Source organism: Rhabdochromatium marinum (genome assembly GCF_016583795.1).
GTDB lineage: Bacteria > Pseudomonadota > Gammaproteobacteria > Chromatiales > Chromatiaceae > Rhabdochromatium > Rhabdochromatium marinum.
Map to the genome: position 1 here is coordinate 18,123 of NZ_NRRS01000029.1, position 21,007 is coordinate 39,129.

Genomic DNA, 21,007 nt, shown 5'->3' on the forward strand with positions numbered 1-21,007 from the left:
GTCGGCTCATGGATTTGCAATTGGGCCAACGGGCCAAGGTCGCCGATCTGGTTCCGAACGGGCAGCGCTTCACCCTGGAGGTCGCCATTGAGGCCCCGAGGATGGTGCTGGATTTTGCCTGCTTCGGGCTGGATGCCACCGGTCAGCTCGCCGATGAGCGTTACATGGTGTTCTTCAATCAGCCGCGCTCACCTTGCGGTGGCGTGGCGCTGACGACAAATCAAGCCAGTGGTCATGGTGGCGGTAACGCGGCCAGCTTTGCCATTGCGCTTGATCAGCTGCCGGCCAGCATTGAACGCCTGACGCTGACCGCCGCGCTTGATGGCGCTGGCGCCATGTCCCGCATCGGGCGCGGCCAGGTGCGCGTGCTGGACGGCGGCCAAGAGCGAGCGTGCTTTGCCTTCAGCGGGGCGGATTTCAGCGCCGAGCGCGCCCTCATGCTGTTGGAGTTCTACCGCAAAAACGGCGTGTGGCGCGCTGGTGCTCTGGGGCAGGGCTTCAATGGCGGACTTGCGGCCCTGGTCGAGCATTTTGGTGGCAGTGTCGCGGCTGAGACTCCGGCGGCCAAGCCTCCCCAAGCCTCTGAGCCGGCTCCAATACCTAGGGCTCCGTCGTCTAGTGCGCCGCCCGCCACTCCGGCGGTGAATCTGAGCAAAATCACCCTGGAGAAAACCGGCAGTACGGTGTCGCTGGAGAAGCAGGACAATGCCAACTTTGGCGAGATCCTGATCAATCTCAAGTGGCGGCCGGTAGCCGCTGGCGCGCAGAAAAAAGGCTTTTTCGGCAGCCTTATGGGTGGTGGCAAGACCGACCTTGATGTCGGCTGTCTGTTTGAGATGAACAACAGCCTGAAGAGTGCCGTGCAGGCGCTGGGCGACACCTTTGGCAACTATCATCAACCGCCCTATATCAAGCTCGACGCCGATGATCGCACTGGCTCCAGCAGTGAGGGTGAGAACCTGCGCATCAATGGTCAGTACTGGAGTCATCTGCGGCGCGTGCTGATCTATGCCTTCATCTACGAAGGCGCGCCCAATTGGGCGGAAGCGGATGCGGTGATCCACATCAGAACACCGGGGCAACCCGAGATCGAAGTACGGCTCGATTCCCATCGCAATGATCGGCCGATGTGTGCCATCGCACTACTGGAGAATCACAACGGCGCGGTCAAGATCACCAAGCGGGTGGAGTATTTTCGCGGTCATAAGGATATGGATGAAGCCTACCACTGGGGGCTGGATTGGGTGCGCGGCCGCAAGGATTGATGGCGGGCGATCTAAGCATTCCCTAGAATGACGCAAACTGAATCACACTAACCAGATTACATCGTAACGAGGCCCAAGTAATGGCGTTCCAAGACGTACTTAACAACTTAAAGCAAAAAGCATCCGAGCTGAAAAATGATGTCATGAAGTTCAAAAACAAGGACTTCCTGAATGCTGCCGTGAGCGGCTCGGTGCTCATGTCGATGGCCGATGGCACCGTCTCATCTGAGGAAAAGCAGAAGATGATGCGCTTCATGGAGAATTATGAAGCGCTGTCGGTGTTTCCCAGTAAGGAAATCGTCGAGTCATTTCAGAACTTCATGAGCCAGATCGAGTTCGACAAGGACTTAGGTGAGGCCAAAGCCTATGATGCCATCCGCAAAATGAAGGGCAAGGATGATGCTGCCCGGCTGATTATGCGCTTGATCATCGCTATCGCCGGCGCCGATGGCAACTTCGACGCGGATGAGAAGCACGTCGCCATCAAAATCGCCACGGAACTGGGGGTGAATCCGGCGGAGTTTGAGCTGAGCTGAGGGTGCAACGCTTCGTTTTTATCGATCTGGATGACACCCTGTTTCAGTCCCGGCGCAAGTGCCCATCAGAATCGCATTTGCAGCCGGCGGCCTACCTGAGCAATGGCCAGGCACATTCCTTCATGAGCGCCCGGCAACGGTCGTTGTGGGCGCTCTTTGGCGAGACAGCGACCCTGATTCCAACCACAGCGCGCAATCAGGCTGCTTTTGCGCGGGTCAAGCTGCCCTTCAGCAGTTGGTGCATTCTCGATTACGGGGGCATCATCCTTGACGCCGAGGGCGTGCCTGAGCCGGACTGGATGGCCCGCGCCACCATGCGGGCAGAAGCCAGTCTTGGCCCGCTGCGCGCGTTGCTCCAGCAGGCCGAGACGCTGATTGCGCGCGAACAGTTGGCGGTCCGCGTGCGCATCATCGAAGACTTCGGGCTGCCGCTGTATTTGGTCGCCAAATATCGCGACGATCAGGTGGCGGATCTTGATCGCTTGCAGCACGAACTGATTGAGCCCTGGGTTGCGGCCCAGGCTGGCGCGCAGCGGCTGCATCGCAATGACAACAATCTGGCGGTAATTCCCGCTTCCTTAGGCAAAGAGTTCGCTGTGCGCTATCTGATTGAACGTCTCAGGGAAGAGTGGGGCGAGATTTTCACCATTGGCGTTGGCGACAGCCTGATTGATGCGCCCTTCATGGCGGAATGTGACTATGCCATCATCCCCGGTGGAACTCAGTTGTTCGATGCCACACTGGCGCCGGCGGTTGCCGCCCTGGCGTCCTGAAAGCGCGGTGCCGCTCTGATGATATCTCAGGCAACCCCCTGTTTCTCGGGCAGCTATGCCCCTGAGGATGTCTGTTTTCTGCTCAAACCCATCCCCCTCGACTTTACTCCGGTGGCTGAGAAAGAGCGCCTGATTCAGAGCGGGCAGCGCCATTACAGCGAGATGCTCAGCTCCGAATCACTGCCCTCGGCGCGCTATCTGGAGGTGTTTCATCACGCTCTGGCGCTGACCCGCGAGCGCATGGCGCGTGCGCTGCTGGATCTGGCGGCTATTCTTGCCGCAGAGCGCAGCGGAGAGATCACCCTGGTGTCGCTGGCGCGGGCTGGCACGCCGGTGGGCGTGTTGCTGAAACATACCCTGGCGGAGGTCTTCGCGCGCCCGGCGCAGCACTACTCGATTTCCATCATTCGGGATCGCGGCATTGATACCCGCGCGCTGCGCTATATTGTGCAGGATGCCGGGCGCGATCCGGCCGGCCTGGTTTTTATTGATGGCTGGACTGGCAAGGGCGTGATTGCGCGCGAACTTCAGCACGCGCTGGCAGATTTCAAAGCTCAGACGGGCATCACTCTGGATACTCGCCTCTATGCCCTGACGGATCTGGCCGGCGTTGGAGTCGCGCCTTCGGATACGGATTATCTGATTCCATCGAGCATCATGGGCGCGACCATGTCCGGGCTGATCAGCCGCTCAATCCTCAATGAGCAGATCGGCCCCGATGACTTTCACGGCTGTGTCTATTATGCGCAGTTCGAACCGCATGATTGTTCACGCTGGTTCGTCGCGACACTGCGCGAGGCTATCCGCGCGCAGTGCGACGCTGGCTATCAGCCAGTTGACCAGCCAATTGATTCGGCGGCGGCCCAGGCGCGCTCCAGAGCGATGCTAGCCGCCATTCGCTCCCGCTTCGGTATTCGCGATTCCAACTTGATCAAACCGGGGATTGGCGAGGCCACGCGCGTGCTGTTGCGGCGGGTGCCGGAGCGGCTCATTCTGCGCGATCCCGATCTGCCCGAAGTGGCGCACCTGGTGCAGTTAGGCACCGAAAAACAGGTGGCTCTGGAGGTCGATCCCGCCTCGCCTTATCAGGCTATCGCGCTGATTCAGGGATTATCCGATGTTTGAAGCCTATCGACTCGGTGGCTCGCTTTATGTTCCGCTCACCCACAAAGACTGCCTGCCGATTGCCAACGGCAGCCGCTGGCCCGGCCTGCGTTCGGTCATCTTTTGCACCGAGGATGCGGTAGCGGAACAAGCACTGGGTACGGCGCTGGATAATCTGCGCCACTGCCTGGCCGGGATGGCGCCGCGCCCTTCGCTGATGCGCTTTGTGCGGGTGCGCAATCCCGAGATTCTCGATTGGCTGCTGGCCCTGCCTGACGTTGATAAGCTCGACGGCTTTGTGTTGCCCAAGCTGGATCGGAGCAACCTCGACGCCTATTTCGATCCCCTCGTCGGCACCGCGTTTCGCTGCATGCCGACGCTGGAAACGCGTGATGTCTTCGATGTCGCGCGCATGAGCGAACTGCGCGATTATCTGCTTGAGGCTGGGCATCAAGCACGCATTCTCGCCCTGCGCATTGGCGGCAATGATTTGCTGGCCCTGCTGGGTCTGCGCCGACCGCGTGACCGCACTCTGTACCACACGCCCTTGGGGGGCACCATCGCCAATCTGGTCACGGTTTTCAAACCTTTCGGCTTCCAGTTGACCGCCCCCGTGTTTGAGCACCTGGATTGTCCCGAGTTGCTGCAAGAGGAGTTAGCCGACGACATCGCCCATGGACTGTGCGGTAAAACCGCCATTCATCCCCAACAGCTTGAAGCCATCAACGCCACTTTCCAGGTCTCATCCACCGACGTCGCGGCTGCGCGCCAGATTTTGGTCGATGAGCGCGCCGTTTTTCAGCACCAGGGTTCCATGTGTGAACCTGCCACGCACCGGTGCTGGGCGCAGCAGATTGTCGCGCGGGCTGACTTGGAGTTAGGATAGTCCAATCCAATTTAATTCAATTCAATTCAATCCAGCCGTATCGAAATTCGCATTCGATCTTGTTCCTCAACCCCCATTGGGAGATCCAAGATGACTCGGCTATTTCGTTGTTCGCCTCCTGTTGCTGTGATTGGCTCCAAGCCCGTGTCCAACGTTGTTTCTGGTCTGGCGCTCGGTTTGGCACTTCTGGGCGCTGGGCTTCTTGGCGCTTTTCTTGGGCCGAGCAATCCGGCCCAGGCTGAGGAATACATGAAGCGCGGCGCCAGCGTTGATGATTATCAGCAGGCGCTCGGGCGTGTGCTGGAGCGCAAGCGCGGTATTGTGACCGCCCGCGAGCGCCAGCAAAGAGCCGCCGCTGCCCGGCCGGCTCCGCACGCCGCTACTGGCACTGGCACTGGCACCCAGGTGGCCAGACCCCAAACGTCCAGTACCAGCCGGCCTGCGGGTATTGATACCGGGGTTTACTCACCAACCACGGATCAAGAGGACGATACCAGCAACGGGCTCTCGCTCTATTTTGGTTATAACTCGGCAGAACTCACCGCCGCTGCGCGCGATGAATTGCGCAAACTTGGGCAAGCCTTGAGCGCGCCGGAGTTTGCGCAGGTGTACTGGCTGATTGAAGGGCACACGGATGCGACAGGCGCAGCGGATTATAACCAGCAACTCTCCGAGGCGCGTGCTGCCTCGGCCCGCCGTTTCCTGATTGAACAGGGTGGTATTGCACCCGATCAGCTGATCACAGTCGGCAAGGGCGAAAGTGAGCTGTACGATGCCCAACATCCAACCGCGAGCGTCAACCGGCGCGTGCGCCTGCGTCCCATCGGCGAGGATCGCCAGCCATCGCCCACTGATGCCACCGCTCCCTCAGCTGAGGATGCCGGCTGACACCCATCGCTGATGCCCGTCAGGGAGCCGTGGTAAGGAAGTGATATCCCAGAGTCACGGCTCCGTCATCGGCTCCTGTCTGCTGGACCAGCCGCGCCGCAAGTTCGGATAAGGCATCGGCGGCCCTTGGCGACTGATGCCAATCCGGTTCCAGGGGGCGCGCGCTCCAGATGCTCAGAAGCAGATTGTTGCCATGGGGTTGCGAGGCCAGAAAGCAGGCATCCGGGGTTTGGTCGCAGGCCGCTGCATCCCGGGCGCCAACTTCAAGTTGTGCGCCTGGGAGCAGGAAATTGTCCTCGGTAGCGGCATTGGGTAACAGGCTCGCGCAGTGACCCTCGCGGTCAATAAAATCAAGATACAGAAAGCCGGCCGCACCGCCCGGTTGCGTCGCCGTCAGCGCCAGGAATTCATCCTGGCGATAGACCCGGTCGGCATGGTTGAACGCAATCACCGGCTGGCCCGGGTGCGCCGGCAGCGCTTGCACCGCTCTATTCAGGCGCGCGATCTCATCACAAAAGGGCTCAGCAATGACCAGGTCGCGAAGATCAACACGCACTCCCGGCGCCTGAGCGCGCAGCGATTGATGCAGCTGTTCCAATTGGCGCTGATTGCGGACAAAGCCTTGCAGAACCAGCGCCTGATCGCCATCCAGCTGTGCCAAGTGCGCATCCGTCAACTGGGCACAATTCAGCGTTGCCACCAGTGATTGGGCCAACGCCAGCGGATCGACCTGAAACGCCTCAGGCGACGTCACGGGGTGGGCATTGGGGGACTCGGCTGGCCCGGGCGGTGTGTCGGTTGGAGGTTGATCGGCCAAGTCCACCTCAGTTGATTGTTCAGTTGGTTGCGCAACCGGCGGGGCGAGTGACTGGCCGGACCACCAAACAGCACCTACGGCTGCCAGAAGCGCGACCATCAGACCCAGGCTCGCCAGCATCCAGGACCACAGGCGCCCGGGCCGCGTTTTCTGATTCTCCTGATTCTTGTGCCCAGGTGCCGCCGCCTCTGCATTCCCGGCCACTGGCTTGTCTTTGTCTTTGTCTGCCGTTGTCGCCGCTGGGCTGACTGACGAGACTTGGGTTGCCTCCGGGTCCATTGCCGCCAACGGCCTGGCCGGGGAAGACGGCGTTAGGCTCGCCTGCGTCTGATCAAACGCCAGTGATGCTGAGGTTTTCAATGCCGTGGCTGGCACCGCCTTCTTCAGTTTCGGTCGAATCGAACTGAGATCCAAACCGGCGCGTTCCAGTTGATCGCACCATTCGATCACACTGCGCGGACGTTTCGCGCTGTCGAACTCAAGTGCTGCGTTCAGGGCGGCCAACAATTGCGGATCGACCGTGGCAAAAGGTCCCTGTGGCTCCAGGGTGATGCGCACGCCCTTGGGCGCCTGACCGGAAAGGGCATAGACGACAGTGGCAGCCAGACAATAAATATCCGTCCATGGCCCCTGCTCGCCACCCAAAATCTGCTCAGGCGCGGCAAAATCGGGCGTGTACTGAGTGACAATACTGACGGAACCATCGGGGCGTTCCTTGTGCGCGGCGCCGAAATCAATCAGCACCGGCGAACCGTTCTCACGGATCAGGATATTCGAGGGTTTTATATCCCGATGCAGCACCCGATGCCAATGCGCATGAGCGAGTCCGTCGAGCAAAGGCACCAAGAGCGCTCGCACCTCGGATTCCGCCAGCGGTCCCTGGGCCTTGACAACAACATCCAGCGGCTCGCCACGCTCAAAGCGCATACATAAATAGACGGTATCATTGGCGCGAAAGGCGTCTGTCGCCTGCACAATGGTGGGATGCGCACGCGGTCGTGCCAGATCCACCAGCGTCTTGCCTTCCTGTAAGAACTTCTGTTTCAGACCGGCAAACACCTGCTCCTGTCCGGGCAATGGCTCCACCTGCAAGGTTTGCACACGCCGCGCCAGACCGTAGGGTAAAAACTCCTTCACCGCCAGTATCTGATCCAGAATCTCATGCCGAGCGGCATACACAATTCCAGCTCCACCCCGTCCCAGAGGTTCCTGGATCATCAGCTCATGCACACGCGTTCCGGGCGGCAGCGGCGCGGCTGTCGTTTCGTTGTCCGTCATTGTTTTGATGATTTATAAATACCGAATGGCGGTCACGATTAAACCTGCCATGGTAGCCATGAAAGCGACCAGCCAGAGAAAATGCTGATCGTGACGTTTGAGCGTTTCGTCAAAGCGCTTATCCATATCCGCACGCAAGGTCGCGAAACGCTCGTCGATTTGTTCAAAGCGCTCATCGATTTGCTCGAAGCGTTTCTCGACATGTTCAAAGCGCTTCTCGACTTGCTCAAAGCGTTGGTTCATGTCCGTGCGCAAGGCGGCGAAGCGCTCATCCATCTGTACAAAGCGCTGGTTGACCAGTTCAAAACGCCGATCCATATCCAACTGCAAGGCAGCAAAGCGCTCGTCCATACGCTCAAAGCCTTCGCGCATCAGCTCGCGTTGGTGCTTGAGCGCCTCCTCGACCCGCACCATGCGTTCCCGCAGCTCGATTTCATAAACAGCTGGCGGGTTACCGAGCGATTGTTCGGCCAGCCATTCGCCAAGGTGGGCTTTGATAAAAGCGATGTCGTCTTGGGCTAAATTCATGGAAAGAATCTTGTTTCTATAGATTTATCGGTGGCGATCTGAGCCCGGAGCGGGAGGAGAAAGGTGCTGGCGCACCGCAGCAGCGCCCACAGTGGGCGTGAGGAATGGGTGGTCATAAGCAAGTCTCTTCATCGAAGAATATGGGATGTCAAGCGAACCTTCCGAGAATCCGAGACAGGAGTACCCAGCCAGTCGCAGCAAATGGCGACCTGTAACATGCTAGGCACTATACTAAAATAATCCCAATCTGGATGCTGATGAGTAGAGCATCGACTGTGAACATGACAACGACCTTGCGACCCATAACGACTCGCCCATAACGATTCGCTTTGCGCATGTCACTTGCACAACACTTGAGGCCCCTTGCGTTCGCCACGCTCGCTGCATTGGTCGCGGACATCACCCGCGCCGATATCGCTACTGACGGCAGCCTCGGGCCAGCTGTCGAACTCAGGGGGCCGGATATGCGCATCGGCGCCGAGTTGGGCCAGACACGTGGGGATAACCTCTTCCATAGCTTCGAGCACTTCAACATTCCCACCGACCAAAGCGCGACCTTTACCGGCCCGGATAATATCCAGAATGTCATCGGGCGGGTCACCGGCGGTCAACGCTCGAACATCGACGGCCAATTGCGCTCCGAAGTCGGCCAGGCGGATGTCTATCTGATCAACCCCGCTGGGGTGGTCATGGGACCAAATGCCAGCGTCGATGTGCCAGCCGCCCTGCATGTCAGCACGGCCGATGAGCTGCACTTCAGCGATGGCAGCCGCTTTTCGGCCAGCGATCCGGCCACCAGCACCCTTACCATGGCCGCACCTGAAGCCTTTGGTTTTCTCGGCCCCCAGTCGGGCGCCATCTCCCTGCGTGGCACGCAGCTGCACGTGGTCCGCGAGGCAGACTTGACCCTCAGCGCAGGCGCCATTCAAATTTCGGATGATATCGATTCAAATCGGGCGCCAGGCCTGTCGGCGCCTGATGGAACCCTCGGATTAACAGCCGTTGGCGCCGCACCGGCGGCGATTCGGCCCTCTTCCGACTCGCTGGCGCCGACAGTCACGGGTGCGATCGACATCAGCGGTGACGCAATCCTCGACGTCAGCGGTCGCGCCGGAACAGGCCGGATCAATCTGCGCGGCGGGCCGATACAGATTGCCGACAGTACCCTGGCGGCTGATCATGGTGGCGAGTCGGCCGCCAGCGGCGGTATTGCCATCCAGGGCGGACCAGTGGACCTGCGTAACAGCCATGTTCAAGCCTTGGCCACGGCAACCGGCGCTGGCCCCTCGATCTCGGTGACAGCGGACAGTCTCAGCATGGGGGCCAATGCTGCGGGAGTCGGGCAGAGCTTACTGCTCACGACCGCCCTCGGGGCCGGAGAGGCTGGAACCCTTGACTTGGACATCGCCAACAGCCTCAACATCGGCTCGGGTTCCGGTCTTGCCGCCGCCAGTCTTGGCGTCGCAGCCGGGGGACGCGTGACGATCAAGGCGGGCGGTGCTGTCGTGCTGGATGGCGGCTTCGTCGAGGTGTCCGCTGCCGACAGCGGTGCCGCTGGCAGCATCGATCTCAAGGCGGCTGGAAGGCTTGACCTGCTCAATGGCGGCACGCTGGTTGCTGGCGCATTCGGCACTACTGAAACAGCCGGCTCTGGCGGCGCCATCATCGTTGCAGCGCCTCTGATTCGCATGATTGGACAAGACGCGGCGGGCATCAGCAGCGGCATGAATGTGCGCACGCGAGGCGGTGGCGATGCCGGCCAGATCCGCCTCAAGGCCGAACGTTTGGAGATGAGCGATGCTATGCTCAGTGCGTTCACCGACGGGCTCGGAAACGCCGGCCAAATTGACATTACCGCTCAGGCCGGCCTCAGGCTCACCAATTCAGGCATTGACGTCAGTTCCAGTTCAGTCGCTGGAGTCACGGATGGGCGGCTTGGCGACGCCGGCCACATCTCGGTCGATGCCGGTAGGCTCGACATGCACGCGTCCACGTTGTCGGCGATTTCACAAAATCGCGCCAATGCCGGCACCATTGAGGTTCAGGTTGCAGGCGATCTGCTGGTCAACGCTGGGAGCGGTAGTGCCGGCTTCTGGGCCGCCAATCTATTCCCCGCAGAGCGATTCGGTTTCGATTCCGCGCTAACAGCAAGTGAGGGCCGCTCGGGCACGATCCACCTTGGAGCCGAACAGATTTTCTTGCTCAATGAGGCCAGCATCCTCAACGGAACCACCGCAGGTGATGCCGGGCAAGTTCGCATTGATGCTGATTCGCTCTTCATGGCCCCTGGCTCGGCCATCCTGACCGGTACTGTGGGTCCTGGTCAGGCCGGGGCGGTTCAACTCGATCTGAATAAGACATTGTGGCTACAGGATGCCTGGATTGATACAGGCACCAGTGGTCTCGAGATCCTTGACCCCACTCGTCCCATCGCGGGATCCGCTCCCAGCGGCGCTGCCGGCCCCATTGATATCCACGCCCGTCAGGTGATGCTGCAATCGGGCGCTGCCATACAGTCGCTCTCCTTTTCGGCGGGGCGTGCCGGCGACATTAGCTTGGATGTTGGTCGTCTGGAACTGGCTCAGGGAGGGCAGATTGCCACTTACTCAGGCGGCACCGGTAATAGCGGTGATTTGAGTGTCAGCGCTGATCAAGCCATTCGCATTTGGGGGGTCGATCCGCGCGTGGAATCCCCGATCTCCGGCAAGAGCGGTCTGTTCACTTCCAGCGCCTTTCTCGAAGGGGAGGCTCTCGGTGGGGCTGGCGCCATTACGATCACGGCTCCCTATCTTGAACTGGCTGAGGGGGGCGCCATCGAATCACGCACCGGTGGTCAGCCTCCCGCCGGACCGATTCGCATCGATGCGGATCAGGTGTTGATTCGCGGCGGCGGCAAGATCGACGCATCCACTTTTGGTGCAGGTAACGGCGGATCGATCAGCCTAAATGCCGCAACCCTGAGCATTGATGGCAGCGGCCTGGCCCAGCGCGATCCCTTGATTCGAGCCACTGGTCTTTTTAGCCAGGCCTTGGTCGGCAGCGGAGATGCTGGTGATCTGCACGTCGCAGTTTCCGGAGACTTGATTCTGCGCAATGGCGGGCGCTTGTCGACGGCGAGTTCTTCGCTTGGCGATGCCGGTGCGATTCAGGTCTCGGCCAACCATCTGTCAATCGACGGGGGTTACTTAACGGACGAAATCACCGGCATCGATTCCCGCACACTCAGCGCATCGAGTGGGTTCGCTGGTTCCATCGACATAGCCGCTACCGATATCCGTCTGAGCGGCATTGGTTCGATCACCGTTGCCAGTTTGGCGCAGGTTCCGGAGCAGCGTCTTGGCGCCATTCCGGATAATGGTATTCTCATCGACACCGAGCGTTTGGTGCTCGATTTTAGCCTGATCATCGGAATCAGCTTAGGCAATGTTCCCGCCAGCCCGATCACTATCAATGCCGGACATTTTAGTCTCAAGAACGAAAGTACACTTTGGACCATATCCACCGCAGCTGACGCCGGCCCAATCCGCGTCACAGGAGGGTATCTGTGGCTCCAAGACAGCCTCATGACCACCTCAGATGAAGGCGTCTCCGGCAACGGCGGCAACATCACTCTCACTCCGAAACAGCTGATCCTTGATGGTGGTTTTATTCAAGCCAACACGGCGGCAGCCAATGCGCGCGGCGGCGATATTGTAATTGGCGCCGAGGCGCTGATCGCGAGTCATGATCAGGTTGCCATCGGTGGCAACATTCGCCAGGAATTCATCCCCGGCAGTGGTGAAAACGTCATTCAAGCCGCCGCGCCGCTCGGCATCCAAGGCGATATCGCCCTTGCCACGCCGGATTTGGACATTACCGCCTCTCTGGTGCCATTGAGAACGCCTTTTCAGCACGCGGATGCCATCCTGAATGATCTGTGCCAGAGTGTGGCAACCGATAACAGCAGCCACCTGATTGCCTTCGGACGCGGCGGTTTGCCCCTGGATGCATCCACACCATCCCAACCGACATTGACTAGCAAGCGCCTGGAACGGCTGTTGCACGCACCGGATTGACCATCGCGGCATCGCTTGCCTTCAACCGGCGAGACCAGCGCTGAAACCCAGCGCTGAAACAATCATCGAGAAATCACCATGATCCGATTCCTGCCCCCTTCCCTTGGCTTGAGTCCAGCCGTGCTGATTACCAGCATCTGCTGGCTGGTCATCAGCAGAACGATCAGCGCTGACATTGCCACCGATGGCTCCCTAGGATCCAGGGTGGAGCTGACTGGCCCGGACATGCAGATCGGGGCCGAACTCGGCCAGACCCGCGGCAACAACCTCTTCCACAGCTTTCAGCGCTTCAATATTCCGACCGCCCAGAGCGCTACCTTCACCGGTCCGGACCACATCCAGAATGTCATCGGTCGAGTCACTGGCGGGCAGGTATCCAACATCGACGGTCAGTTGCGCTCCGAAGTTGGCCAAGCCGATGTCTTTCTGATTAACCCCTCCGGTGTGGTCATGGGGCCGAATGCGACCGTTGATGTGCCAGCCTCGCTGCATGTCAGTACCGCATCGGAGCTGCGCTTTAAAGACGGCAGCCACTTCTCTGCCACCGATCCCGGCGCCAGCTCCCTGACCCTGGCCGCGCCCGAGGCGTTCGGATTCTTGGGCCAACAATCGGCAGCCAACCTCCAGCTCAACGGCAGTCAGCTTCAGGTCCAGCCCGGCGAAACGTTGAGTCTGAGCGCCGGAGACATCGCCATAACCGGCACCCAAGAGCGCACCGCCACCCTCACCGCCGCCAGCGGTAGCCTGCAACTTGAGGCCGTTGGCGAAGCAAGAGCCGAGGTATCCTTAGATGCATCGCAACCGTTTGAGCTTGAATCCGCGCCCCGTTCCGACAAGCTTGCCCCCCCTCATACCGGTCAGCTTACGCTCACAGACACGAAGCTCGAAACAAGCGGCGATCACAGCGGACAAATTCAGTTGCTGGCCGGACCGATTAGCATGACGCGCGCGAAGCTGATTGTGAACACCCTCGGAGAAGCTGACTCTTCGGCTGGCATCGTGCTAGCGTCGAGCGAATCGCTAATGCTCGACGATTGCTCGCGCATCGCCAGCCAGGCCAGCAATGGATCGACCGGTCAGGGCGGTGCCGTGACAATTAGGACCGCCGGAATCATCGAAATATTCAACGGCGCGGAAATCTCCACCACCACGATGGCAAACGGCAACGCCGGAGACTTAAATCTCATCAGCGACGCAACACGCATCGACGGCAGCGGCGCACCCGGACAGTTCACCGGCATCAGTAGCCTGGCTTATCCCGAAGCGACGGGCAACAGCGGCGCCATCAATTTGGTCGCCCACGCATCACTTGACATCGTCGGAGGCGGCTATTGCTGGACCGGCAGCTTCGGCGCTGGCGACGCGGGCCCACTCGACATCCAGACCCGGATTTTGCGCATCAATGAAATCGGGCTGACCGATCAAATTTCGGGCATCGCAAGCCAAGCCAATGCCGGAACAGGCAACGCCGGCAACATCCGCATTGAGGTCGCCGACCAGCTTCGACTTATGGGCGAGGCCGAAATATCAGCCAGCACACGCGATCAGGGCCAAGGTGGCACAATCGCAATCCTCGGCCCTAACGCTCGGATCGACCTGCTTCGCGGCGGCTTGATTTCCGCAAGCACCTTTGGCTCAGGCGACGCTGGCGACATCGATATCGACGCTCATTCGCTACGCATCGACCGTGGTGGCGAAAGCCGCGCCACCAGCATCCTCAGCCAGGCCGAAGCCGGGTCCACCGGCGATGCTGGCCGCATTACGCTCAACATCGCCGACGCCCTGAAAATTCTGAACGGCGGGCAAATTTCCTCTACCACTCTCTCGAACGGCGATGGCGGCCCCGTCAGCATTCACGCCGGCTCGATGCTGATCGACGACAACAGTCAGCCGGACATGGGAACCGGCATTGGCAGCGTCGCCGATCGGAACTCAACCGGGGATGCCGGTAACATTAATCTGTGGATCGACGGTCAGCTCGACATACTGGATGGCGCGGTAATTTCAAGCAGCACCTACGCCGCTGGAGACGGCGCCGACATCCACATCCATGCCGGCAGCGCGCGACTCGACGATAGTGGCAACCCCGAGCACTCAACAGGCATCGGTAGCGTCTCAAACATCGGCGCCAGCGGTCGCGGGGGCAATGTTGCCATCGAAGTGGTCGATCATCTTGACATTCTGGCCGGCGCACAGATCTCGGCGGGAACCTACAGTGCCGCAGATGCCGGAACAATATCGGTCAGCGCCTACTCCGCGCGGTTTGACGGCGACTATCTGCCGGAACAGTTCACTGGCATTTCCACACAATCGAACCTCTGGTTCAACGCCACTGGAAATGCCAATAATATCCGTCTGCGGATTGATGGACGCTTGGCCGTAATCAATGGTGCCGCTATCAACAGCAGCGCGTATTCCTATCAAGAATATGCCGGCGGAGATGCCGGAACCCTTGACATTCGCGCCGACGACATCTGGCTGTCCGGAGGAAACCTCCTAAGCGAATCCGTCGGACCACTGGCCGGGCAGACGGGTGACATCAACCTAGTCGCCAACGATGTCACGCTGCTCGACGACGCGCGAATTTCGATCCGAACCGAGCGCATGATCGAGCCCTCTTCGCTGACATCCTCCGACAACTCCATGGCGCACCGCATCCAGGTCTCCGCCGCCCGACTCAGGCTCGACAACAGTCGCATCGATGCCGAAAGCACCGGCCGCGTGCCTGCCGCCATGATCACCATCGACGCCAGCACCATCGACCTTTCCAGCGCCAGCCAAGTGACAACAAACTCCAAACAAGCCGACGCCGGCCCTATCGAAATCGCCGGCGGTTATCTGTGGCTTCAGGACAGCCAGATCACCACCACAGCCGAGGGGCCGCTTGGGAACGGTGGCGATATTTACCTGAGCCCCAAACAACTCATTCTCGACGGCGGCTTTATCCAGGCCAACACGGCGGCGATCGGTGCCAGCGGCGGGGACATCAATATCGGCGGTCAGGCGCTGATCGCCAGTCACGATCAGATCGAGATCGGCGGACTCGAACGCGCGGACTTCATCCCCGGCAGTGGCCAGAATGTCACCCAGGCCGCCGCGCCGCTCGGTATTCAGGGCGACATCGCGCTGGCCACGCCAGATCTCGACATCACCGCCACCCTGGTGCCATTGCGCACGCCCTTTGAGGATCCGAATGCGCTTTTGAGCGACCTGTGTCAGATTGCGGATACGAGCAACACCAGTGCGCTGGTTAAACAAGGCCGTGGCGGTGTGCCGCCGGATGCCAGCGGGTCGGTGTCGGCAATGCTCGACAGCGAACGCCTAAAGCGCCTGTTGCGCGATAATTAGCACTCATTTCTCGCTCCACAGGAAGCAACCACCATGCGCCGATTTCTGCGCGCACTGATCGTCAGCGGTTGGCTGCTCGCCACCGCCGCCGGGCCGCTGGGTGCTGACATTGCCACCGATGGCTCCCTGGGGCCCATGGTGGAGCTGACTGGCCCGGACATGCAGATCGGGGCCGAACTCGGCCAGACCCGCGGCACCAACCTTTTCCACAGCTTTCAGCGCTTCAATATTCCGACCGACCAGAGTGCTACCTTCACCGGTCCGGACCACATCCAAAATGTCATCGGCCGGGTCACCGGCGGGCAGACCTCCAACATCGACGGCCAGTTGCGCTCCGAGGTTGGGCAGGCCGATGTCTACCTGATCAATCCCGCTGGCGTGGTGATGGGACCGAAGGCGACCGTCGATGTGCCAGCCTCGCTGCATGTCAGCACCGCATCGGAGCTGCGTTTTAAAGACGGCAGCCGCTTCTCCGCCACCGATCCCGGCGCCAGCTCCCTGACCCTGGCCGCGCCCGAGGCGTTCGGATTCTTGGGCCAGCAATCGGCGGCCAACCTCCAGCTCAACGGCAGCCAGCTTCAGGTCCAGCCCGGCGAGACGCTGAGTCTGAGCGCCGGAGACATCGCCATAACCGGCACCCAAGAGCACACCGCCACCCTCACCGCCGCCGGTGGTAGCCTGCGCCTGGACGCCGTTGGTCAGAGCCAGATCGCGCTCCCGATTGCAACACCCTGGCCGAATCAGGAGACCAATATCCCGCATCAAGGACAGATGAATATCACCACCGCCAAGCTTGACACCAGCGGTAACGGCGGCGGACTCATCACCGCGAGCGCGGGCCGCGCTCACCTGACGGACACCCGACTGATCGCTGAAAATCGTGGAGTAACAGACGCGAGCGGTGGCATCTCGATCGCAACGACGGGACGACTGAGCATGAATCTAAGCCAACTTCTTGCGAACACAGTCGCAGCCGGGCAAGGGGGTATCGTCTCAGTCGATACGGGTAAACTATGGATGAATGCAGCCACAATCGCCACCAACGCCTATTTCGATCCAAGTATCGCGGCCAGCGATCCCATCGGCGCTGCGGGTAAGATCGATGTCCGCACTCAACAAAACATGCGGCTTCAAAACGACAGCCTGATCCAGAGTGCGACAGCCGCCCAAGGCGCAGCCGGCGATCTTCGCGTCGAGGTGGGCGGCAGGCTGGACATGCTAAACGGCGCGCAACTCTGGAGCGGCACCTTTTCGGATGCAGACAGCGGCACTCTGCAGCTCTCGGCCACCAGCGTCCGTCTTGATGGTGGAGGTCTGGCAGATGTTTTCACATCGATTGCTACCACCGCTGAGACGGGTTCTTCAGGTCACGCCGGAGACATTGGTCTTCAAGTCACTAGAACGCTTGAGGTTCTAAACGGCGCGGAAATTTCAAGCAGCACTTCAGGGTATGGCCAAGCCGGCGATCTCAAAATCGCGGCTGGTGCCCTTGAGCTTGATGGCGGCGACCCAGCCGTTTTCGGGACCAGCATCGATGGGTTCAGAGGCATCGGCAGCAACGCCTACTCAGGTTCTTCCGGAAACGCCGGCAACATCGATTTGTACGTCGACGGGCACTTGAGCGTGGTCAATGGCGCGCAAATCACCAGCAGCACCTGGGCCAGCGGTGATGCCGGAAACCTTCGGATCAGCGCCGATAACGTGCGGATGGATAGCGCATATACCGGGTTCACCGGCATCGCAAGCAGCGCCGAACCGGGTTCCACCGGCAACGCCGGCAGCATCTCCCTGAAGGTCGCAAAGACACTGGAAATCCTCTCGGGCGCCGCCGTCTCGACGGTGACCTGGGGGCGCGGCGACGGGGGGCGCTTGAGCATCCGCGCTGGTACCGTCAATCTGGACGGTGGTTATTCCGGACAAGTCACCGGCATCGCAAGTCATGCCTACCCAGGATCGACTGGCGATGCCGGCACCATCCGTCTGTATGTCGATGATCTGCTTCAGGTGCAGAATGGCGCAGAGATTGCCAGCAACACCTGGGCCACTGGCAATGCTGGAACCCTGGAAATCGCGGCTGACCGCCTGCGACTCGACAACGGCGGCTTGGAGGATCAACCGACCATCATCTCCAGCCGGGCACTGGCAAGCTCCACGGGAAATGCCGGCTTCATCGGACTCGACATTCACGGCTTGTTGGAAGTTCTCAACGGTGCCTGGATATCGACCAGTACCTTTGGTACTGGTGATGCCCTCGGACTGAGCATCGCCGCTGGCGCCGCTTACATTGATGACAACGGTCTTCTCGGCCAGTCGACCGGCATCGCAAGTAGCGCAGGATCAAGCGCATCCGGCAATGGAGGAACGCTGTCATTACAGATCGAAGGCAGGTTGGATATCCTCAATGGCGCCAGAATCCTAAGCACAACGGCGGGCAGCGGCGATGCTGGAACCGTGAATATTCAAGCCGGCTCGATTCAACTCGACGCCGGTCCTTCGAATCAAGGCACGGCCATCACAAGCAATGCTGTCCCCAACTCGACAGGTAATGCCGGCACTCTCAATATTGATGCCCGAGATGGCATCGCCGTACGCAAGGGGGCCGAGATTTCCAGCAATACCTTCGCAGTCGGCAATGCTGGAACCATCCATCTTCGCACCGCCGACCTGATGCTTGCCGATGGATTCATCGCGAGCCTGTCATCTGGGGCCGATTCGGGCCAACCGGGCAATATACGCATCGCCGTACCGCAAATCGACCTCGGGCAAGGCTCTTGGATCACGATACAGACTGAGCAGACGCCTGGAGATCAGGCGCTTCGTGTTGACCAAACGCATCGCATCCATGTGGATACCGAACGCCTGATCATGAATGACAGCGTGATCGATGCGACGAGTTTTGGCACCGTTCCGGCCGCTACCGTTGTCGTCAACGCCGACACACTCCAACTGACCAACAACAGCCGGATCACCACGCAATCCCTGGCCGCCGACGCCGGCCCCATCACCCTTACCGGCGGCTATCTGTGGCTGCAAGACAGCCAGATCACCACCTCCGCCGAGGGCATGCGTGGCAATGGCGGCAATATCAACCTGGCGCCGCAGCAACTGATCCTCGACGGCGGCTTTATCCAGGCCAATACGGCGGCGATCGGTGCCAGCGGCGGGGACATCAAGATTGGCAGTCAGGCGCTGATCGCCAGTCACGATCAGATCGAGATCGGCGGACTCGAACGCGCGGACTTCATCCCCGGCAGTGGCCAGAATGTCATCCAGGCCGCCGCGCCGCTCGGTATTCAGGGCGACATCGCGCTGGCTACGCCAGATCTCGACATCACCGCCACCCTGGTGCCATTGCGCACGCCCTTTGAGGATCCGAATGCGCTTTTGAGCGACCTGTGTCAGATTGCGGATACGAGCAACACCAGTGCGCTGGTTAAACAAGGCCGTGGCGGTGTGCCGCCGGATGCCAGCGGGTCGGTGTCGGCAATGCTCGACAGCGAACGCCTTAAGCGGCTGCTGCGCGACCATTGAAGGCGACCTTGTTAGCTTGAGCGTCGTTCGCAGTCGCGCATGGCTCAACTTGCCTGTTCGAAATCGGCGTTCGCGCGATGATCCAGCCACTCCAACCATTGGCTCGCCTGTCGGTGTTGTCGCGGATAAGCTTCGGCCTCCTGCAAGGCCGCCTGGGCGGTATCCAGCGCCTTGGCCTTGACGGCGGCGATACCGAGCAACAGCCAGGCCTCGCCGGCATTAGTCAATTGCCGGGTGGCCAGTGCCCGCCGATAGGTGTCGATAGCTCGTGTCCAATGACCTTGCTTGTAGTGGCAATAGGCCAGGTCTGCGAGCCAATCGGGGACGGGCTTCGCATGCTCGACGACAAGAGCGGTTAATTCCGCTTCCGCCTTGTCCCAGGCACGCGCTTGCAACCAAGCTGTAGCCAGACGCTTCCGGTTGGCGTCGTTCCTCTCTAGGCGACCATCGGTCAAGGCTTGTTCCAAGAGTTCAGCCGCCTTCAGGGGTGCGTCGAGGTGCCGATAGAGTTCGATTAAGCGATCGCGCTCTTGAGGTTGCTCCAGCAGACCCTGGCGCTCCATCGCCTGAAGCGTTGCGGCCGCCGCGCGTTGCTCCCCCAGTTGTAGTTGCAGCCTGGCCAGTTCCCGCCAGTAGAGACGCTCTGCGGGGTACCAACCCAGCGCTTGGCGGGCCAATGCTGCGGCCGACTCGGGGCGGTCGGCCTGGCGATACAGCACTAATAAATGGTTGATATCGTGGCGCGCGGGTCGAACGGCGTCCTTCAGCCGCCGTTCTGCCGTCTCGATGGCCTCCGCATAAGCGCCAGCCTGGCTTTGAGCCCGGGTAAGATAGAAAGCGGCTTGGGGGTAGTCGGCAGGATCGAGGCCGCGCAGTTGTTCCATGGCCCGTCGCGGTTGCTCTTCTCTTAAATACAGTTGGCCTAACTGATAGCGAATCTCATGTTGTTCTGTGGTCGTCAGTGCCTGGGCGGCCAGCGCTTGCTCGAAAGCCTGAATGGCCAACGCCTGCTGATCACCCTGCAAGTAGGCGTGACCGAGAAACCGCTTGAGGGTGGCTCGCTCATAAGGGTCGAGATTGTTGCGATCCTGTAAGTGCAACAGGCTTTGGATGGCTGATTCAGGTTGGCCTTGATCGAGATGGCGGATGACCTGTTGTAGGGGCGCCTTGAGCGCTGGAGCAATCGCCGGCCCGGCTTGGGCGCTGGCGGTTAGCAGGAAGACAACGGCAAGCAGCCACCGCTGTCTTGCCAAGGACGAGATGGTCATGGTGCTGGCCTCAATGATCCTAGTTCCTTAAAGCAAAGCGAATCGTTTGGGTCACGCCAGGGAAATCGGCCGGTTGCGGTCGAAAGCGCCAGCGCCGGATAGTACTTAGTGCCTCGCGTTCGAACACTCCAGGCGGATGCGCCGCGATCACTTGTGGATGGCTGACACGGCCCTGGCGGGTGACTGTGAATTTGACCGTCACCGAACCTTCAATCCGCCGACGCTTGGCGTTGGCTGGATATTGCGGCCGCGGTGCAAAGGTCGCGCGTCGATCGAATTTGGCCGGTGCAGCAGCAGGTTTTGGCGCGGCTGGTTTGGCTGTGGCGGTCGACTGGCGCGCAACCTTCGGCTGGCTGACCGTCTTTTTATGTACTTTTGGTTTTGGTCGAGGCTTAGGCTCGGGCGGTTTTTCCACCGCTGGCAGATCCAAAGGGCGTGGATCCAGGGGAAGTTCCAGCGTTTCTGGCAGAGGTTCAGGGTCCAAAGGCTCAGGTGGTTCAGGGGGCTGTGGTTCTGGCTCCGGTTGTTCGGGGGGCTTGACAATGGGCTGCGGCACTTCAGTTTCAGAGCTCGCGGCCTCGACCAAATAGACAACGCTTGGTATCGGAAGTTGTTTTTTTGTGTCTTCCGCGCGCGTGTCGATGAGGGTTTGCATCAACCACACCAGAGCCAGAATAGCGGCCATCGCCAATGGCAAGGCCGCAAAATTTCTCAGTGTTTGGTGCATGGA

General features: G+C 60.3%; 13 protein-coding genes. 9 read left to right on the forward strand and 4 right to left on the reverse strand.

Annotated features, from left to right (window positions below; translation table 11 throughout):
* The first annotated feature begins 8 nt into the window (after window positions 1-8).
* The 6 genes from CKO36_RS10155 (at window position 9) to CKO36_RS10180 (ending at window position 5,452) form a co-directional block, all read left to right on the forward strand.
* Entirely contained in the window at window positions 9-1,265 is a 1,257-nt protein-coding gene (locus CKO36_RS10155; protein WP_200283947.1) for a TerD family protein, read from the forward strand.
* 80 nt (window positions 1,266-1,345) lie between these two features.
* Complete coding sequence (locus tag CKO36_RS10160) at window positions 1,346-1,801, forward strand: tellurite resistance TerB family protein (RefSeq protein ID WP_200283948.1); 456 nt, start codon at window positions 1,346-1,348, stop codon at window positions 1,799-1,801.
* Between the two features lie 2 nt (window positions 1,802-1,803).
* Window positions 1,804-2,574, forward strand: a complete 771-nt coding sequence (locus CKO36_RS10165; RefSeq protein ID WP_200283949.1) for an HAD family hydrolase — start codon at window positions 1,804-1,806, stop codon at window positions 2,572-2,574.
* 18 nt (window positions 2,575-2,592) lie between these two features.
* Window positions 2,593-3,699 (forward strand): cysteine protease StiP family protein, encoded by a 1,107-nt coding sequence (locus tag CKO36_RS10170; RefSeq protein ID WP_200283950.1) that lies wholly within the window; start codon window positions 2,593-2,595, stop codon window positions 3,697-3,699.
* Window positions 3,692-4,564, forward strand: coding sequence for an HpcH/HpaI aldolase/citrate lyase family protein (locus CKO36_RS10175; RefSeq protein ID WP_200283951.1), 873 nt, complete (start codon window positions 3,692-3,694; stop codon window positions 4,562-4,564). The genes CKO36_RS10170 and CKO36_RS10175 overlap by 8 nt, the downstream gene beginning before the upstream one ends.
* A gap of 144 nt (window positions 4,565-4,708) precedes the next feature.
* Entirely contained in the window at window positions 4,709-5,452 is a 744-nt protein-coding gene (locus CKO36_RS10180) for an OmpA family protein (protein ID WP_200283952.1), read from the forward strand.
* 19 nt (window positions 5,453-5,471) lie between these two features.
* Here the strand turns inward: CKO36_RS10180 and CKO36_RS10185 are convergent, their stop codons facing one another.
* A complete protein-coding gene (locus tag CKO36_RS10185) occupies window positions 5,472-7,547 on the reverse strand; it encodes a serine/threonine protein kinase (protein WP_200283953.1) in 2,076 nt (691 codons plus the stop codon).
* Window positions 7,548-7,559: 12 nt separating this feature from the next.
* On the reverse strand, window positions 7,560-8,075 hold the full coding sequence (locus tag CKO36_RS10190) for a hypothetical protein (protein ID WP_200283954.1): 516 nt from the start codon (window positions 8,073-8,075) through the stop codon (window positions 7,560-7,562).
* Window positions 8,076-8,410: 335 nt separating this feature from the next.
* On the opposite strand from CKO36_RS10190, the gene CKO36_RS10195 reads away from it, so the two are divergent.
* The 3 genes from CKO36_RS10195 (at window position 8,411) to CKO36_RS10205 (ending at window position 19,009) form a co-directional block, all read left to right on the forward strand.
* Window positions 8,411-12,130, forward strand: a complete 3,720-nt coding sequence (locus CKO36_RS10195; RefSeq protein WP_200283955.1) for a two-partner secretion domain-containing protein — start codon at window positions 8,411-8,413, stop codon at window positions 12,128-12,130.
* A 78-nt stretch (window positions 12,131-12,208) separates the two neighbouring features.
* Entirely contained in the window at window positions 12,209-15,478 is a 3,270-nt protein-coding gene (locus CKO36_RS10200) for a two-partner secretion domain-containing protein (protein WP_200283956.1), read from the forward strand.
* A gap of 33 nt (window positions 15,479-15,511) precedes the next feature.
* On the forward strand, window positions 15,512-19,009 hold the full coding sequence (locus CKO36_RS10205; RefSeq protein ID WP_200283957.1) for a two-partner secretion domain-containing protein: 3,498 nt from the start codon (window positions 15,512-15,514) through the stop codon (window positions 19,007-19,009).
* 44 nt (window positions 19,010-19,053) lie between these two features.
* Here the strand turns inward: CKO36_RS10205 and CKO36_RS10210 are convergent, their stop codons facing one another.
* Both CKO36_RS10210 and CKO36_RS10215 read right to left on the reverse strand, forming a co-directional pair.
* On the reverse strand, window positions 19,054-20,277 hold the full coding sequence (locus tag CKO36_RS10210) for a tetratricopeptide repeat protein (RefSeq protein WP_200283958.1): 1,224 nt from the start codon (window positions 20,275-20,277) through the stop codon (window positions 19,054-19,056).
* A gap of 19 nt (window positions 20,278-20,296) precedes the next feature.
* Window positions 20,297-21,004 carry an energy transducer TonB gene (locus CKO36_RS10215; RefSeq protein WP_200283959.1) on the reverse strand — a complete coding sequence of 236 codons (708 nt, stop codon included), beginning with the start codon at window positions 21,002-21,004 and terminating at the stop codon, window positions 20,297-20,299.
* Window positions 21,005-21,007: the final 3 nt, after the last annotated feature.

Excerpts from the sequence above, each read along its gene's own strand:
- CKO36_RS10155 (WP_200283947.1), top strand. The coding sequence starts at position 9 with ATGGATTTGCAATTGGGCCAACGGGCCAAGGTCGCCGATCTGGTTCCG.
- CKO36_RS10160 (WP_200283948.1), top strand. The coding sequence starts at position 1,346 with ATGGCGTTCCAAGACGTACTTAACAACTTAAAGCAAAAAGCATCCGAG.
- CKO36_RS10170 (WP_200283950.1), top strand. The coding sequence starts at position 2,593 with ATGATATCTCAGGCAACCCCCTGTTTCTCGGGCAGCTATGCCCCTGAG.
- CKO36_RS10175 (WP_200283951.1), top strand. The coding sequence starts at position 3,692 with ATGTTTGAAGCCTATCGACTCGGTGGCTCGCTTTATGTTCCGCTCACC.
- CKO36_RS10185 (WP_200283953.1), bottom strand. The coding sequence starts at position 7,547 with ATGACGGACAACGAAACGACAGCCGCGCCGCTGCCGCCCGGAACGCGT.
- CKO36_RS10190 (WP_200283954.1), bottom strand. The coding sequence starts at position 8,075 with ATGAATTTAGCCCAAGACGACATCGCTTTTATCAAAGCCCACCTTGGC.
- CKO36_RS10195 (WP_200283955.1), top strand. The coding sequence starts at position 8,411 with ATGTCACTTGCACAACACTTGAGGCCCCTTGCGTTCGCCACGCTCGCT.
- CKO36_RS10200 (WP_200283956.1), top strand. The coding sequence starts at position 12,209 with ATGATCCGATTCCTGCCCCCTTCCCTTGGCTTGAGTCCAGCCGTGCTG.
- CKO36_RS10205 (WP_200283957.1), top strand. The coding sequence starts at position 15,512 with ATGCGCCGATTTCTGCGCGCACTGATCGTCAGCGGTTGGCTGCTCGCC.
- CKO36_RS10210 (WP_200283958.1), bottom strand. The coding sequence starts at position 20,277 with ATGACCATCTCGTCCTTGGCAAGACAGCGGTGGCTGCTTGCCGTTGTC.
- CKO36_RS10215 (WP_200283959.1), bottom strand. The coding sequence starts at position 21,004 with ATGCACCAAACACTGAGAAATTTTGCGGCCTTGCCATTGGCGATGGCC.